This is a genomic window from Streptomyces sp. ISL-96, from assembly GCF_018614035.1.
Lineage (GTDB): Bacteria > Actinomycetota > Actinomycetes > Streptomycetales > Streptomycetaceae > Streptomyces.
Window position 1 is genome coordinate 265,857 of sequence record NZ_JAGGPA010000011.1, and the last position, 16,272, is coordinate 282,128.

General features: G+C 69.3%; 14 protein-coding genes. All 14 read right to left on the bottom strand.

What is annotated here, in order from left to right; genetic code table 11:
* Nucleotides 1–78: 78 nt before the first annotated feature.
* Nucleotides 79–1,038: a Gfo/Idh/MocA family protein gene (locus tag J7E96_RS08435; protein WP_215129048.1), complete on the bottom strand. Its 960-nt coding sequence runs from the start codon at nt 1,036–1,038 to the stop codon at nt 79–81.
* On the bottom strand, nt 1,038–2,444 hold the full coding sequence (locus J7E96_RS08440) for an NDP-hexose 2,3-dehydratase family protein (RefSeq protein ID WP_215129050.1): 1,407 nt from the start codon (nt 2,442–2,444) through the stop codon (nt 1,038–1,040). The genes J7E96_RS08435 and J7E96_RS08440 overlap by 1 nt, the downstream gene beginning before the upstream one ends.
* Before the next feature lie 41 nt (nt 2,445–2,485).
* Nucleotides 2,486–3,076 carry a dTDP-4-dehydrorhamnose 3,5-epimerase family protein gene (locus J7E96_RS08445; protein WP_215129052.1) on the bottom strand — a complete coding sequence of 197 codons (591 nt, stop codon included), beginning with the start codon at nt 3,074–3,076 and terminating at the stop codon, nt 2,486–2,488.
* Nucleotides 3,077–3,214: 138 nt separating this feature from the next.
* Nucleotides 3,215–4,366, bottom strand: coding sequence for a DegT/DnrJ/EryC1/StrS aminotransferase family protein (locus tag J7E96_RS08450; protein ID WP_215129054.1), 1,152 nt, complete (start codon nt 4,364–4,366; stop codon nt 3,215–3,217).
* A 95-nt stretch (nt 4,367–4,461) separates the two neighbouring features.
* On the bottom strand, nt 4,462–5,727 hold the full coding sequence (locus J7E96_RS08455; RefSeq protein ID WP_215129056.1) for an activator-dependent family glycosyltransferase: 1,266 nt from the start codon (nt 5,725–5,727) through the stop codon (nt 4,462–4,464).
* Between the two features lie 75 nt (nt 5,728–5,802).
* Nucleotides 5,803–6,429 carry a DsbA family oxidoreductase gene (locus J7E96_RS08460; RefSeq protein ID WP_215129058.1) on the bottom strand — a complete coding sequence of 209 codons (627 nt, stop codon included), beginning with the start codon at nt 6,427–6,429 and terminating at the stop codon, nt 5,803–5,805.
* Between the two features lie 92 nt (nt 6,430–6,521).
* Nucleotides 6,522–8,123, bottom strand: coding sequence for an MFS transporter (locus tag J7E96_RS08465; RefSeq protein WP_215129060.1), 1,602 nt, complete (start codon nt 8,121–8,123; stop codon nt 6,522–6,524).
* A gap of 473 nt (nt 8,124–8,596) precedes the next feature.
* Nucleotides 8,597–9,901 carry a lipopolysaccharide biosynthesis protein RfbH gene (gene rfbH, locus J7E96_RS08470; protein WP_215129062.1) on the bottom strand — a complete coding sequence of 435 codons (1,305 nt, stop codon included), beginning with the start codon at nt 9,899–9,901 and terminating at the stop codon, nt 8,597–8,599.
* Nucleotides 9,898–10,908, bottom strand: coding sequence for a dTDP-glucose 4,6-dehydratase (gene rfbB / locus J7E96_RS08475; RefSeq protein WP_215129064.1), 1,011 nt, complete (start codon nt 10,906–10,908; stop codon nt 9,898–9,900). The genes rfbH and rfbB overlap by 4 nt, the downstream gene beginning before the upstream one ends.
* Nucleotides 10,905–11,972 (bottom strand): glucose-1-phosphate thymidylyltransferase, encoded by a 1,068-nt coding sequence (locus J7E96_RS08480; protein ID WP_215129066.1) that lies wholly within the window; start codon nt 11,970–11,972, stop codon nt 10,905–10,907. The genes rfbB and J7E96_RS08480 overlap by 4 nt, the downstream gene beginning before the upstream one ends.
* A gap of 95 nt (nt 11,973–12,067) precedes the next feature.
* The gene (locus tag J7E96_RS08485) at nt 12,068–12,544 is read right to left on the bottom strand and encodes a nuclear transport factor 2 family protein (protein WP_215129068.1); all 477 of its coding nucleotides are present in this window, start codon (nt 12,542–12,544) and stop codon (nt 12,068–12,070) included.
* Between the two features lie 370 nt (nt 12,545–12,914).
* Nucleotides 12,915–13,574 carry an antibiotic biosynthesis monooxygenase gene (locus J7E96_RS08490; protein WP_215129070.1) on the bottom strand — a complete coding sequence of 220 codons (660 nt, stop codon included), beginning with the start codon at nt 13,572–13,574 and terminating at the stop codon, nt 12,915–12,917.
* A 91-nt stretch (nt 13,575–13,665) separates the two neighbouring features.
* Nucleotides 13,666–14,568, bottom strand: coding sequence for a hypothetical protein (locus J7E96_RS08495; protein ID WP_215129072.1), 903 nt, complete (start codon nt 14,566–14,568; stop codon nt 13,666–13,668).
* Between the two features lie 127 nt (nt 14,569–14,695).
* Entirely contained in the window at nt 14,696–16,261 is a 1,566-nt protein-coding gene (locus J7E96_RS08500) for an acyl-CoA carboxylase subunit beta (RefSeq protein ID WP_215129074.1), read from the bottom strand.
* Nucleotides 16,262–16,272: the final 11 nt, after the last annotated feature.

Below are 16,272 nucleotides of genomic sequence, written 5' to 3' on the forward strand. Positions count from 1 at the left end.
AGGCGCCGCCCGGCCGGTACGCAAAAGGCCGACGGCGCCGCATCAGGTCGCACCGGGGGAATCGCCCGGCGGTTGGGATCACGCCGACGCGCGCGCCCGGACGTCCTGGAGCAATCGCGCCTGACTGACCATCACCGGATCGGGGGCGGCTTGGGAGCGCACGGCCCGGGCGAACGCGGCCACCGTGCGCGCCACCTGGTCGTCGGCGGGCAGCAGCACTTCCTTGGCGCGGCCGCGCCGCTCGAGGCGGACCCGGGGGCGGTGGTCGGCGGGCGGGGTGAACGCCCGCTCGACGGTGATGCTGCCCTCGCTCCCCCACAGCTCGTACGCCGAGCGGTATCCGTGGTCGAGGCCGAAGGACAGCTGGACGCCGACCCCGTTCGGGGCGCGCAGCAGCACCGCGCCCGAGGTGTCCACCGAGTCGGCGGGGCCGTGCGAGAGGGTGGCGCCGACGACGCCGAGCCGCTCGCCCAGGAAGTGCAGGGCGGCCCGCAGCGGGTAGACCCCGGTGTCCCACAGGGCGCCGCCGCCGAGTTCGGGGCGGTAGCGGATGTCACCGACCGGCAGCCGGGGCACCGCGAACACCGCCTGGAAGGAGCGCAGTTCGCCGATCGCACCGTCGGCCAGGAGCTTTTCGACGGCCTTGTGCTGGGAGTGATGGACGAACATGACGTTCTCCATCAGGAACAGGCCCGACTTGGTCGCCAGGTCGAGCAGTCGCTGCGTGGCGGCGAGGTCGGTGGTGAGCGGCTTCTCGGCGAGGACGTGCTTGCCGGCGCGCAGCGCCGCCTCGGCCCACTGGGCGTGCAGGGCCGCGGGCAGCGGTATGTACACCGCGTCGATGTCGTCCCGGGCCAGCAGAGCGGCGTAGCCGTGCACCGGGCGGGCGTCGAAGTGTCCGGCGAGTTCGCGGGCCCGGCCGGTGTCGCGGCTCGCGACGGCCGCGACGTGCACGCCGGGCGTGGCCGCCATCGCCGGCAGCATGCGGCGGCGTGCGATGTCCGCACAGCCGAGGACACCGATCCGCAGGGCGGACATCAGGCACCGGCCCCGGTCGCGCGGAGGCAGGCGAGCAGGGTGCGGGCCTGGACGTTGACGTAGTGGCCGTGCCTGACCAGGGAGGTGAGCTGGCCGGGGGTGACCCAGCGGTACCCGGCGGGCGGGTCCAGCGGGGCGGTCGCCTCGTCCGCCTCGACCAGCAGGTAGCGGCTCTCCGCGTTGAGGAACCTGCCGCCCTCCTCCGAGTGCAGGGCCTCGTAGCGGATCCGGTCGGGCCCGGCTGCCAGTACCTCGTCGAGGTAGCCGGGGCGTTCGTCGCCGTGCAGGTGGGCGTAGTTGTCGGGGGTGTACTGGACGGTGGGGCCGAGTTCGATGGTGTCGAGGAAGCCGCCCTCGACGCGGGCGTGCACCAGGACGTGCAGCGCCCCGTCGATCCATCGGGTCAGGAAGGCGGCGACGCCGAGGCCGTACGGCTCGAACAGCGGCTGGGTCCATCCGGAGACCTCGCGGCTGCCCGCCTGGACGGACACCGCGACGACACGGAAGTACCGGCCGTCCTCGTGGTCGATGGCCTTCTCGCCTCGCTGCCAGCCGGGGAGCGCGTCCAGCGGTAGACGGCGGGTGCTCACGTTGTGCCGGGAGCGCTCGGCGGTGATCCACGACAGCAGTTCGGTGTCGGAGTGCAGCGCGCCGGTGGCCGTGTCCGGGAAGGGTGCGCAGGCCAGCACCGTGCGGGAGTCCATGTTGACGACGTTGTCGCGGTGCAGGAGCTCGCCGATCTGGCCGAGGGTCAGCCAGCAGAAGTCCTCGTCGAGCACAACGTCGCCGACGGCCTCGACGATCATGTTGCGGTTGCTCTTGTGCAGGAACCAGGAGCCGTGCTCGGACTGGAGTACGTCGGCCAGGACACGGCCCTCGCCGGGCCGGACGAAGTAGTCGATGTACTTCACGTCCGCGCCTTCGTGGACCTTGGTGTAGTTGCTGCGGGTGGCCTGCACGGTCGGCGAGAGCTGGAGCAGGTTTCGGTTGCCGGGCTCCATCTTGGCCTGCATGAGAAAGTGCAGGACCCCGTCGAACTCCTTGACCAGGATGCCCAGGATGCCGATCTCGGGCTGCTTGATGATCGGCTGGTGCCACTGGGGGAACGCCCCCTCCTCGTGGGTGACGTGCAGTCCCTCCACGGAGAAGAACCGGCCGCTGCGGTGCACCAGGTTCCCGGTGCCCTCCTCGAACGACCAGCCGTCGAGTGCGTCGAACGGGATCCTCTCGACCCGGAACCGGTGCGCCCTGCGGCGGCCTTCGAGCCAGTTGGGGAATGCCTCGGTGCTCAGCTGCGCGCCGGCCGTGCTCGCCGCCGACCGGGCTATCCGGTCGGCGGTCGCGGCGTTCTCGCGGGGCTGCAGGGCAGTCGGGCCGACTGCGGTCGTGACGAACGTAGCCGACATGGCGTACTCCTGAGGGTGGGGCAAAGGGATATGACGGGTGGTCAGGCGGGGTGCCGGGCGTCCGGGGCGCGGTACGGCATGAGCAGTCCGGCCTCTTCGGCCTGCCGCAGCGACATGGCGTTCGCGTCCTTCTCGGACATCAGGGGCGGCCGGGTCCAGCCCCAGGGGAGGGCCAGGTCGGGGTCGAGCGGGTTGATGTCGATCTGGGTGCCGGGCACGTACACGCTGGACAGGACGTAGGAGATGCACGAGTCGTCGGCGAGGGCGAGGAAGCCGTGGCCGACGCCCTCCGGAACGAAGACGGACCGGCCGGACTCGGGGTCCAGGACATTGCTCGCAAAAGCCCCGAAGGTGGGTGAGCCCGGCCGCAGGTCCACCACGAAGTCACGCAGCGCCCCCCGGACGCAGGTGACGAACTTTGCCTGGCCGGGGGGGCTGGTCACGCTGTGGATGCCGCGCAGGGTGTTGTTCTGCGACACCGAGTAATTGATCTGGCGCGGTACGAAGCTCCGCCCCATGACCCTTTCGAATTCGTCCTCCCGCATTCCTTCGAAGAAGGAACCGCGTTCGTCCTTTCGGAATTCCGGAGTGACGACGAACACCCCGGGTATATCCAGCTCTGCTATGTCCACTGCCGTTCCACATCCCTGTCGACGTCATTTCATCAAATGGCGCCGCACGGACGTCTGCCAGGAGATACGGCGCGCACGTGCCGTTACGCTCTACTTGCTCGATTCGACGAGGTGAACACCTCGCCGTGAGAGGTCCGCTCAGTTCCCGGTCGACGCGCAGCGGTGTTCAACGGACTTGCGCAGCGCGGCCGCGATGCTGTGCACCTGCGTGTCATCGAGTCCCTGGTGCAGGGGCAGCAGCAGCGTGCTGTCCGCGCATGCCTCGGTGCCGGGCAGCGCCAGGTGTTCGGCCTGGTACGCCGGGACCTTGTGCAGCGGCGGGTAGCGCAGGGTGGTGTAGATGTCCTGCTCCAGCAGATCGGCTGCGACCTGGTCGCGGATGGCCGGGTCCAGCTGCACCCAGTAGAAGTAGTACGAGGAGGCGTGCCCCTGCGGCAGGGCCGGAGGCAGCGTTACGCCCTGAACGCCGGCGAGCAGACGGTCGTAGTGCTCAGCGATCTCGCGGCGCCGCGCCACGAACTGCGGGAGCCTGCGGAGCTGGACGATGCCGATGGCCGCGGTGATGTCGTTGCCTATCACCCGGCGGCCGAAATTCTGCACGTCCAGCTCCCACCAGCGGGGGGAGACCTTGGCGGCGGCGAATCCGTTGGACTGCTGCAGACCGTGGTATGCCAGCTGGCGGGCCTTGCGGGCCAGTTCACGGTCCTTGACGTAGAGCATTCCGCCGTCACCGGTGACCAGGACCTTCATCGAGTCGAAGCTCCACATGGCGACATCACCGAAGGTCCCGCAGGCGGTGCCGTCCGCGCTGGAGGCCACCGCGCAGGCCGCGTCCTCGATGAGCGGGATGCCGCGTTCCTCGCACAGTGCGGCGATCGCGGCGATGTCGCCGGGATAGCCGCCGTAGTGGAGGACCAGGACTGCCTTGGTGCGGGGGGTCAGAGCCCGTTCGACATCGGCGGCGGTCGGGTTGAGGGTGCGTGCGTCGACATCGCAGAAGACCGGGCGGGCGCCGGTCGCGGCGACCGCGTTGCCCGCGGCGACGAAGCTGGCCGAGGGGAGTACCACATCGTCGCCGGGGCCGAGTTCCAGCAGCTCGGTCGCGAGGAAGAGCCCGGCCGTGGCGGAGTTGATGAAGAGCACCTGTTCGGGGTCGACGCCGAGGTGGCCGGCGAACTGTGCCTCGAAGTCCTTGGTGCGCGGCCCGTGGCCCAGCCAGTTGCTGGCGAACACCTCGGATACCGCCTGGAGTTCCTCATCGCCCAGGCTGGGCTGAAAGACGTTGATCACTTTTTCCTCCGGAAAGAACGGGGCGGTGAGGGAAGACGAACCACGAGGCAGGGGGGGCGGTGTGCCGGCGCTGGGACACCGCGGGCGCGACCGGATCAGCTCCGGTGTTGTGCGGTCAGCCGCTCGAGGAGCGGGACGATCTCCTGTGGAGCGGGTGTTGCCAGGGCGTCCGCATACAGCCCGGCCGCACCGTCCTTGAACGAGGGCTCCTCCAGGATGCGGACCAGCTGTTGTTTGAGTCCGGCCGCCGAGAACTGCTCACGGTCCATGGCCAGGCCGGCGCCGCGCTCGGTGACGTGCCGTGCGGTGCCGGTCGATTCGCCGCCTTCCTTCCAGGTGATGAGCTGCGGCACCCGGTGCGCGACCGCGGCCGCGTAGGTGCCGTACCCGCCGTGGTGGATGATCGCCGAGCAGCTCGGCAGGAGTTGGTTGAGGGGCAGGTAGTCGACCGTACGGACGTTGTCGGGGACGCTGTCCAGCGAGGCCATCTGGTCGGAGTTCAAGGTGGCGACGAGTTCGATGTCGAGTTCGGCCACCATGCCGAGCAGCTCGGAGATCGAGAACTGGCCGTCCTTGGAACGCTCGCGCTCGGTGATGCCGAGCGAGAGGCAGACCCGTGGCAGCTTCGGCGGCTCGTGCAGCCATTCGGGGACGGCGGACGAACCGTTGAACGGGACCCAGCGCACCGATACGGACCGGGTGTCCAGCGGCAGCCGCAGCGCTGCGGGCAAGGGGTCGACGGTCCACTGGCCGAGCAGCAGCTCCTCGTCGAACTCCATGCCGTAACGCTCCAGCAGAGGTGTAAGCAGGGCGAGTTGGGGATCCTCGACCGGGGCCGCGCCCGGCGGCTGCGGCCGCTTGAGGAACTTCTGCCGGGACCAGGCGAAGTAGTCCGGGCCCCACATCATCCGGGCGTGCGCCGCGCCGCTGAGGCGCGCGGCGATGGGCGCGGGGAGGAACGCGGGATCCCAGAGCACCAGGTCGGGCTGCCAGGTGCGGGTGAATTCGACGAGGTCGTCCAGCATGTCGCGGTGGCCGGTGGCCGCGGGCTCGGCGGGGAAGTACTTCGCGAGTGCGGGCAGCACCTGCCGGCTGAAGGTTTCCCACGGACGGGAATCGGAGGTCAGGGCCAGCGCGCGGGTGACCCGATCGAGTTGTGGACGGATGTCCGGCGCCGTGGCCCTGGGGTCCACCGTCTGTCCGAGGGGAACCGGTGTGAGACCCACGGTGCTGATGGGTCCGGCCATTTCCGGGTGGCTGACGACCCGCACCTCGTGGCCCGCGTTCTGCAATGCCCATGCCAGCGGCGTTATGGGATGCAGATGCGCTGTGGCCGGGAATACCGCGAACAAGACCCGCATGGGTGGCTCCAATTCACATGGGCGGGCAGGCGCGCCTGCCCCGAGAGATGACCCGGAAGCGGTCCGGGACAGTGGTCAGGGCGTCGTGCCGGCCGAGCGCAGTGCCTTCTCGTACGTCTTCTCCGGCTGCGCCCCGGTGAGCGTGGGCCCGTTGTTGAAGGAGATCCGGGGCACCGAGCGGATGCCGCCGGCGCGGATGCGGGAGAGTTCGGCGTGCAGTTCGGCGGCGGATGCGTCATTCGCCTCGACACCGGTCTCGGCGGCCAGCCGGTCCAGGACGGGGGCCTGGGCGATGTTCAGGCCGTCGGTGAAGTGGGCCCGGAACAGCCGCTCGACCATGGGCTCGGCCAGGCCGCGCGCCGCGGCGGACGCGATGAGGCGGTGTGCCTCGAAGGTGTCGGCGGCCAGCGCCCGCCCGTAGTCGAGCGTCACGCCGTCGTCCAGCGCGTCCGCGGCCGCCTGCTCGGTCTCCGCCACGACGTGCGCGCCGAACCTCTCTGCGAGTACCTCGAGGAGCGGCTCGCCGGTGAAGCCCGCGTCGGGGGCGAGCTGGAAGGGACGGAAGACGACCTCCACCTCGCCCCCATCGGCCCGCACTCGCTCGATCGCGCGCTCCAGTCGCACGTACGCGACGTACGAGGCCGCGCAGATGACATCGAGAACGAACTCGACCCTGGTGGTCCTGCTGTCCGAGCGCCCCATGGTGTGTGCCTCCAGCTGTTGTGGCCGGCGCGGCAGGGCGTTGGTTCGCCCCGCCGCGCCGATGGTCGTGCGGATGGTTGGCCTTCGGTGGCTCAGGCGTCGGCTGGGACCTCGCGCGCGCCCTGGGGGGCGGGCTGCGGTGTCACGGCGTTCGGGCCGGCGTCCCCGGCCTCCCCGTGGCCGGCGGCTCCCGGCTTGACCTCTCGCAGCAGAGCCGCTGCCAGGACCGCGAGGAGAACAGCCACCCCGGCACTGACCAGTGCCGTCACCTGCAGCCCGAGGACGAAGGCCTCGCGGGCGGCGGTGAGCAGCTCCGCGCCGGCCTGTGTGGAGAGTTTCCCGGCCGCCGCCACGGCGCCACCGAGCGACTCGCGCGCCGCCTCGTCGTGTACACCGGCCGGCATGGTGTCGCCGATCTCGCTGCGGTAGACACCGAAGCCGATGCTGCCGAGGACGGCGATTCCCAGCCCGGAACCCAGCTCGGTGGTGGTCTCTGAGATAGCCGACGCCGCACCGGCACGCTCGGGCGGAGCCGAGCCGACGATCAGGTCGGTGCCGAGGGCCGCCATCGGCCCGATGCCCGCACCCATCAGGGCCGATGCCGTCACCAGGAGTCCCAGGCCGGCGTCCGCGCTGACCAGGGTGAGCATCGCCAGGCCGACGGCCGCGACGACCAGGCCTCCCGCGATGACGAAGCCGGGACGGATCTTTGCCGCGAGAGCCGGTGCCGTCATGGCGCCGGCCATCAGCCCGGCCGCGTTGGGCAGCGACCAGAGGCCGGCCTGCAGCGGGGAGAGTCCGTGGACCAGCTGGAGGTATTGCAGCGTGAAGAGCTGTGAGCCGGCCATCACGAGAATGCCGACGGTGAGAAGGACGGCCGAGACGCTGAACGTGCGCTCGCGGAACAGTTCGAGGTCGACCAGCGGGTCGGCAAGTGTCTTTTGCCGGCGGATGAAGAGGACCCCGACGCTCAGGCCGAGCACCATGAACGCGACGCTCTGCCAGCCCACGCCGTGTTCGGCTACCAGCTTGAGGCTGTAGACAACCGTCAGCACGGCGACAAGGGACAGCAGGGCGCTGACGAGGTCCAGCCGGCCGGCGCCGCTGTCACGGTGCTCCGGCAGCAGCACCGGACCGAGTACCAGAAGGATCACCATGATCGGGACACCGATCAGGAACGCCGAGCCCCACCAGAAGTGGTCGAGCAGGAATCCGCCGAGCAGCGGGCCGAGGGCGCCGCCCACCGCGAAGCAGGTCATCCAGACACTGATGGCGACCGTGCGCTGTGCCGCGTCGTGGAACATGTTGCGGATCAGCGAAAGGGTGGAAGGCATCAGCGTCGCGCCGGCGACACCGAGCAGCGCCCGGGTCACTACGAGCATCTCGGCGCTGGTGGAAAACGCGGCGAGCACCGAGGCCACGCCGAAGGCGGCGGCACCGGCCAGCAGGAGCTTGCGCCGTCCGATCCGGTCGCCGAGTGTTCCCATCGTGATCAGCAGACCGGCGACGAGGAAGCCGTAGATGTCCAGGATCCACAGCATCTGCGAGGTGCTCGGCTGCAAGTCCGCTGTGATCGCGGGCACCGCCAGGTGCAGGACGGTCATGTCCATCGCGATCAGCAGTGTCGGCATCGCCAGCACTGCTAATCCGGTCCACTCTTTTCGGCTCGCGCGGGGCGCGGCTACGGAGGTCATGAGGTTCCCTGTCTCTGGGGCGGATAACTGGCCTGCTGCGCCATGGACGCTAAAATATGAACCGCACTTGAGGTCAACCCCTGCCTGCGTCCGAAGAGCGGCTTGGCGTCCGTACCCGCCAGAGCGAGGCCGGATGGAGGGAGTCACGGGAGGCCTTCGGGCGGGGCCTGGTACATGTCGGCCGAGGAAGCGTCCTGTATGGGTTGCGTGCGCGCGTGCGGCTCCGAGCCGAACCTCACCGACGGCGAGTTTTCGCGCCGGGCCAGGACAGCGGAGCCTGGCCACAAGCCTCTTCGCTCGGGAGGAACATCTCAAGGGCTGCCGCTTCAGACCTGTGTCAAGTTCCGTCAGATCACTGCGGGCCACACCGGGTCAGGGTGCTGCGGAGCGTCCGCACCGCGGCACGGTGGTCCCGGCGGCGTTCGCCGAGCCGTGCCCGTGCGTGGACACCCTCGCCGCGGTAGTGGACACGGTCATGCGCGGCCCCCCACGAACTCCTTCACCGAGGAGACGACATAGTCGAGCATCTCGTCGGTCAGTGCCGGGTAGACGCCGACCCAGAAGGTCTGCTCGGTGATGATGTCGCTGTTGGTCAGGTCCCCGACAACGCGGTGCGGCTGATCGATGTAGGCCGGGTGCCGGGTCAGGTTGCCGGCGAACAGCCGCCGGGTGCCGATCTTCCGGTCCTCCAGGAACTGCACCAGTTCCGCCCGCTTGAACGGCGCCTCGGGGTCCACTGTGAGCGCGAACCCGAACCAGCTCGGGTCGCTGCGTTCGGTGGCCCTGGGCAGGATCAGGTGCGGTACGCCCTCCAGGCCGTCGCGCAGCCGGCGCCAGTTGCGGCGGCGGGCGTCGACGAAGTCGTCCAGCTTGTCGAGCTGGGTCAGCCCGAGGGCGGCCTGGATATCGGTCGCCTTCAGGTTGTAACCGACGTGCGAGAAGATGTACTTGTGGTCGTAGCCCTCGGGCAGCGTGCCCATCTGGTACTTGAACCGCTTGAGGCACTTGTCGGTCTCGCCCGGCTCGCACCAGCAGTCCCGGCCCCAGTCGCGCAGGGACTCCACGATCCGCGCGAGGGCCAGGTTCGAGGTCAGTACGCAGCCGCCCTCCCCCATGGTCAGATGGTGGGCCGGATAGAAGCTGACGGTCGTGATGTCACCGAAGGTGCCGGTCAGCTGCCCGTCATACGTCGAGCCGACGGCGTCGCAGTTGTCCTCGATCAGGAACAGGTTGTGTTCCTGGGCGAGTTGGGCGATCTCGGCGACCTCGAAGGGGTTGCCGAGAGCATGGGCGATCATGATGGCCCGGGTGCGCGGGCCGATCGCCTCGGCGACGCGGGCCGCGGTGGCGTTGTACGTGCCGAGCTCGACGTCGACGAAGACGGGTACCAGAGCGTTCTGGATGATCGGGTTGACGGTGGTGGGGAAGCCCGCCGCGACGGTGATCACCTCGTCGCCCGGCCTCAGCCGGCGGTCCTCGAGCAGGTGCGAGGTGAACGCCGTCATGGCGAGGAGGTTGGCCGAGGAGCCCGAGTTGGTCAGGTGCGCCTTGCGGCGCTTGAGCTTGCGGGCGAACCGCGACTCGAACTTGCGCGCACTGGGTCCGGCGGCTATCCGCATCTCCAGGGCGGCCTCGACCAGGGCCGTGCGGTCGTTGTCGTCGAGGACCGCGCCCGCGGGCCAGATCTCGGTGGTGCCGGGGACGAAGGAGCCGCCGTCCTGGGTGTCCAGGTGGAACTTCCTGGTCTCGTCGAGAATGAGTCCCTTGTGGACGTTCATGATTTCCCTTCCAGGGCCTGCCGGCCGGTGTTCTCGCTGGCGTGCTTCACGGCTTTCCACCAGCTGGGGTTGTCGTGGTACCAGGCAACGGTGTCCGCGAGGCCCTGGTCGAAGGAGATGCGCGGGGCGTACCCGAGCTCTTGTCGTATCTTGGTCTCGTCGAGCGAGTAGCGCAGGTCGTGCCCCTTGCGGTCGGCGACGCGGCGGATCTTGGACCGGTCGCTTCCGGTGAGCTCCAGGAGCCGTTCGGTGATGGCCAGGTTGGTCTGCTCGTCGCCGCCGCCGACGTTGTAGATCTCGCCCGCCCGGCCCCTGTTGAGGACCAGATCGATGGCCCGGCAGTGGTCGTCGACGTGCAGCCACTCGCGGATGTTGCCGCCGTCGCCGTACAGCGGGACCTGCTCGCCCTCGATGAGGTTGGTGACGAACAGCGGGATGAGCTTCTCCGGGTGCTGGTAGGGCCCGTAGTTGTTGGAGCAGCGGGTGATCGAGAGGTTCAGCCCGTGGGTGCGCCAGTAGGAGCGGGCCAGCAGGTCGGAGGACGCCTTCGACGCGGAGTAGGGGGAGTTGGGCTCGAGCGGCCACTGCTCCGTCCACGAACCCTCGTCGATGGAGCCGTAGACCTCGTCGGTGGAGACGTGCACGACGCGGCGGATCCTGGCGGCGAGGGCCGCGTCGAGGAGCCGCTGGGTGCCGGTCACGTTGGTCCGGACGAACTCCTCGGCGGACTCCAGGGAGCGGTCCACGTGCGACTCGGCGGCGAAGTGGACCACCGCGTCGTGGCCGGGCAGCAGCCCGCGCAGCAGCTCGGTGTCGCAGATGTCGCCGTGCACGAAGGTCATCCGGGGGTGCGACGGGGGGAGGTTGTCGCGGTTGCCCGCGTAGGTCAGCTTGTCGAGGACCGTGACATGGGCGCCCGCCCAGTCCTCGTACCCGTCGTCCAGGAGGGTGCGGACGTAGTGCGAGCCGATGAAGCCCGCACCGCCGGTGACCAGGATCTTCTTCATGCCGCTACCTCGACTCGGGTGTGGTCGCCGACGACCAGCCGGTGATGGACGGTGTCGTGCTCGGCGGGCACCACGGCGGCGGAGCGGCCTATGAGGGAGCTGTGCAGACCGCGCACCTCGGAGACGGTCGCGCCGTCCAGGACGATGGACTGTTCGATGTGCGTGTCGCTGAGCACGCAGTCCTTGCCGATGGAGGTGTACGGGCCGATGTAGCTGTCGGTGACGACCGTGCCCGCGGCGATGATGGCCGGGCCGACGATGCGCGAGCGCACCACCCGGGCCCCCTCCTCGACGACGATCGGACCGACCAGGGTGCTGGCCTCGTCGACCTCGCCCACCGCGTGCGGCTTGAGATCGTCCAGGAGGGTGCGGTTGCACTCCAGTACGTCCTCGACGCGGCCGGTGTCCTTCCAGTAGCCGTCGTACTCGCTGGCCCGGACGTCGGCGCCGGCGGTCACCAGCCACTGGATGGCGTCGGTGATCTCCAGCTCGCCGCGTGGGCTGGGCTCGATGGCGTCGACCGCCGCGTGGATGGCGGGGGTGAAGAAGTAGACGCCGACCAGCGCGAGGTCGCTGCGCGGCTCCTTGGGCTTCTCGACCAGCCGCTCCACCCGGCCCTCGGTGTCGAGTTCGGCGACGCCGAAGGCGCGGGGGTCGGCAACCTTCTGGACGACGATCTGTGCGGCGGGACGGGCTGCGGCGAAGTCCTCGGCGATGCGCTGGACTCCCCCGGTGAGCATGTTGTCGCCGAGGTACATCACGAAGTCGTCGTCGCCGAGGAAGGGCCGGGCCAGGCTCACGCAGTGAGCGAGACCCAGCGGCTTGTCCTGCGGGATGTAGGTGATCTTCACGCCCAGAGCCGAACCGTCCCCGAGGACGGCACTGATCTGCGGCAGCCCCTCACCCACGATGATGCCGATCTCCGTGACGCCGAGATCGCGGATGTTCTCCAGGACGTGCTGGAGAACCGGCTTGTTGGCGATGGGTATGAGCTGCTTCGGCATGGAATAACTGAAAGGCCGCAGACGGGTCCCCGACCCGCCCGACAACACCAGGGCTTTCATCGCGGAATCTTCCTCTCGCCCCTGTTTCGGGGGCATGCTCTGAATTCTTCTTCGCTGGGCGCATACATGAAGGACCGCGGAAGCAGGGCCCGGGGTTATCCGCGCCCTCCCCCCGCGGTCCACCGCACGCTCACGTTCAGCTCCGCCATGCGCCAGCCCTCCTGGGTCCGCTCGGCCCGTACGTCGTAGTGGGCGCCGCCGGTGAAGAGCGGGGCGGATGTGTCGTGCGGGACGTGCACGGCGTGGACGTTGGCGCGTATCGAGGCGTGGTCGCCGTGCGCGTCGATGACGCAGTTGGTGGCGTAGTGCTGGGTGCCCGCCCACATCGCCTTGGGGGCGCTCATGAAGCCGGGCAGCCCGTCGATGCCCCGGTGGGTGCCGTTGGGGAGGTCCAGCCGGACATCCTCGGTGAGCAGCGAGCGGTACCAGTCCTCGGCCAGTGGGCCTGATGCGTCGAGTCCGTGAACGAACCGGTCCACCAGGGCGGCCAATTGGGCCCGGTCCTCCAGAGTGCGCAGCCTCTCCTGCAGATCGGCGGGGGCGGGAGCGAGAGGGGAAGGGAGCGAAGTCATACGGGTCTCCTTGTCGTGTCCGCACGTCACGGGCGTACGGAGAAAGCCGGGCGGGGCCGCCGCACGGTGAGGGGACGTCACAGAAGCCGATGAGGCCGGCGGGCCGGTGCCGGTGCTGGTGAGAGATGCGCGTTCATGGCGGTGCCAAGGGCCCGCGGGGCGCGGTTTCAGGCGAGGCCGTCGTCGACGACGCACCCGCCCGTAGACGCTGCACGGCCGGCGTCGGATCGACGCCGGCCGTGCAGCATGCGGGACTCTGGGGACAACCCTCTTCGGGCTGTTGCACAGAAGCAATCGAATTGCCGCGGAGCTGACAGCTCCTGTCCGACACATAACGTGGGGCTGCCAGGCGACGTGACCGGGAGTGCGGTCACGCGGCGAGGCTGCGGTAGAGGTGGTAGCGCTTGAAGCCGAGGGGACGGACTCCGGGCATCTCGTTGGCGATCTCCAGCGACCTGCGGCTCAGGTCGCCGCCGAGGAACTCGATGTGCGCCTCGTCGTCCGTCCACTCCGCGAAGTTGATCACGCGGCTGCCGTCGACGCTGAGGTGGAAGTGCGCGGCGATCAGGCCCGCCTGCTCGTCCGCCGGCGCACTCTGCACATTGCGCACGATCGCGTCCACAATGTTGCGTTGCCGCTGTGAGCCGTCCACGTCGAAGCTGGCGGCGACCATGGCGCCCGGGGCCTGGCCCGTCGGGTCGACCAGCACGTCGCGGTGCAGGCGGTACTCGATCGGATCTGTGCTCGCCGGGCCTGCGGGCAGGCTCAGGCCGCGCGTGAACGGCCGGTAGACGGCATCGTCCGTGCACTGCGCGTACGTCAGCACGACATCGTTGCCGGTGCTCAGGTAGCACGAGAACGTGAGGATGCCCTCGGGCCGGGGCGCGCTCTCCCAGACGGCCATGATCTCGTCGAGCACCGCGCGTCCCTGCTCTGCGCCGTCCACGAACCAGTAGCTCATGTAGACCGCGTGGGAATCGGGGCGTGAGATCTGCGGGTGGGCGGAGCGCTGGGCGGTGGAACTGGGCATGGTTGGTCTCTCCCCTGGTGTGGTCAGGTCTTCGGCTTTCACTCGGCGGGGCCGCCGAAGCAGCGGTGCACGGCCTTGTCGGGGGACTGCGTCAGAGCCGGTTCCAGGCGTCGGCGTCAGGTGCGAAGAACTCCCGCAGCTGCGGCATGAACGCCCCGGATCCGGCCGCTGTGGTGACCAGTTCGCGGACGTACCGGGCCAGTTTCTCGACACCCGCGTCGCCCAGGGCCGCGTACGGTGCCCGGTCCAGCCGGCCGGTCTCGTGCTCCATTTCGTCCCGCAGCGCGACCCCGCGGGCGGTCAGCGCCCCCGCACGGTCGACCAGGTCGCGCTCAACGAGCCTTTCCCGCGCGGCCGACCAGTCCTGCTCGGACCACCCTCGCTGGGGCATCACGACCTCCTTCGGCATGCCGCGCTCACTGGCGCAGTCGAGGACGAGTGCCTCGACCCCGATCAGCTGGAGATGGCCGAGGACCGTGGCATGCCCGTCGCCCCGGTGCTCCCGGAGCATGGTCGCGGCGTGCCACAGGGCGATGTGCGGCTCGTCGGGCTGCTCGAGGCCGGCGTTGGCCGCGTACAGCGGGCGCCCGGGGAAGGAACCTCCCGAAGCCGCAGCCGTGGCCAGTTTCGCCGCTTCGGCCATCTGCTGTGAGCGGATGACCTCGGAGCCGAGCAGCCGCTCGAGCGCCGTACCGATGGCCTTCTGGCGTGCGAGGACCGCTTGCTTCGGGGACACGAGGTCCCAGACCGCGGGCACGCGTTCCGCGACGAAAGCGGGGGCGAAGCCGTGGAAGACCGCGGTCACGACCGGGGCGTCCACCGCACCGAGCGGTGCCGAGCGGCACGCAAGGTAGACGCTCAAGGGGTCGGTGACACCGAACTGCTCGAGTTCCGTCCCCAGATCCGGGGTGAAATACGAGATCGAATGCAGCGCGTTGACCGCTTGCGCGCAACGCTGCTCATAGGGACGCTCACTACTTTGTGCTGCAGTCATGACACCCTTAAGACCTGGAGGAGAGAGGGGAATTCGGAGGCAGACGGAACTGAGCTTGTGCGGCAACCACGGCCCGGGGCCAGTGAGTTGACCAAGGGATGACGCGGGCTGACAGGTATCTTTCGGCTCACTGCGGCGGGTTGCCGTGTTTGCGCGAGGGCAGGTCGGCGTGCTTGGCCCGCAGCATGTCGAGCGAGCGGATCAGCACCGAACGGGTCTCGCGCGGATCGATGACGTCGTCGATCAGTCCGCGCTCGGCCGCGTAGTAGGGGTGCATGAGCTCGTCCTTGTACTCCGCGATGCGCTGCTCGCGTACGGCGTCGGGGTCCTCGGCCGCGTTGATCTCACGGCGGAAGACGACGTTGGCCGCGCCTTCGGCGCCCATCACCGCGATCTCGTTGGTGGGCCAGGCCAGCGCCAGGTCGGCGCCGATGGAGCGGGAGTCCATGACGATGTAGGCGCCGCCGTACGCCTTGCGCAGCACCAGCGAGATCCGCGGCACAGTGGCGTTGCAGTACGCGTACAGGAGCTTGGCGCCGCGCCGGATGATGCCGTTGTGCTCCTGGTCCACGCCGGGCAGGAAGCCGGGCACGTCGACCAGGGTGACCAGCGGGATGTTGAAGGCGTCGCAGAACTGCACGAAGCGCGCGGCCTTTTCGGAGGCCTCGATGTCCAGGACGCCGGCCATGGCGGCGGGCTGGTTGGCGACGATGGCGACGACATGGCCGTCGAGCCGGGTCAGGGCGCAGACGATGTTGGTCGCCCAGGCCGGATGCACCTCGAAGTACTCGCCGTCGTCGACGACTTCCTCGATGACCTTGCGGATGTCGTACGCCTGTCCGGGATCGGCCGGGACCAGGTCGAGCAGCGACTCGTTGAGACGGTCGGACGGATCGCCCGAGCGCTCGACGGGCGACAGCTCGCGGTTGTTGGCGGGCAGCAGCGACAGCAGGTAGCGCACGTCCTCGATGCAGTGCTCCTCGTCGTCGTACGCGAAGTGCGCGACGCCGGAGACGGCGGAGTGCACATCGGCGCCGCCGAGGCCGTTTTGGCTGATCTCCTCGCCGGTGACCGCCTTGACGACGTCGGGCCCGGTGATGAACATCTGCGAGGTGTGGCGGACCATGAAGACGAAGTCGGTCAGGGCCGGGGAGTAGGCCGCACCACCGGCGCACGGGCCGAGCATCACGCTGATCTGCGGGATGACGCCCGACGCCTTGGTGTTGCGCTGGAAGATGCCGCCGTAGCCGGCGAGCGCGGTCACGCCCTCCTGGATGCGGGCTCCCGCGCCGTCGTTGAGCGAGACCAGCGGTGCGCCGGCCGACTCGGCCAGGTCCTGGATCTTGTGGATCTTCTGTGCGTGTGCCTCGCCGAGGGCGCCGCCGAAGACCCGGAAGTCGTGGGCGTACACGAAGACCGTGCGGCCGTGCACGCTGCCCCAGCCGGTGATCACACCGTCGCTGTACGGCTTCTTGTGCTCCAGGCCGAAGCCGGTGGCCCGGTGCCGGCGCAAGGGCTCCACCTCGTTGAAGGAGCCCTTGTCCAGGAGCAGCGCGATCCGCTCGTGGGCGGTCAGCTTGCCTTTGGCGTGCTGGCGCTCGGTGGCGGCCGGGTCGGGGCCGTTTCGCGCCGTCTCCTTGAGGTCGGCCAGTTCGGTGATGCGGTCGTGGATCGTCTCATCTACTGGGGGCATGTGGTTCCACA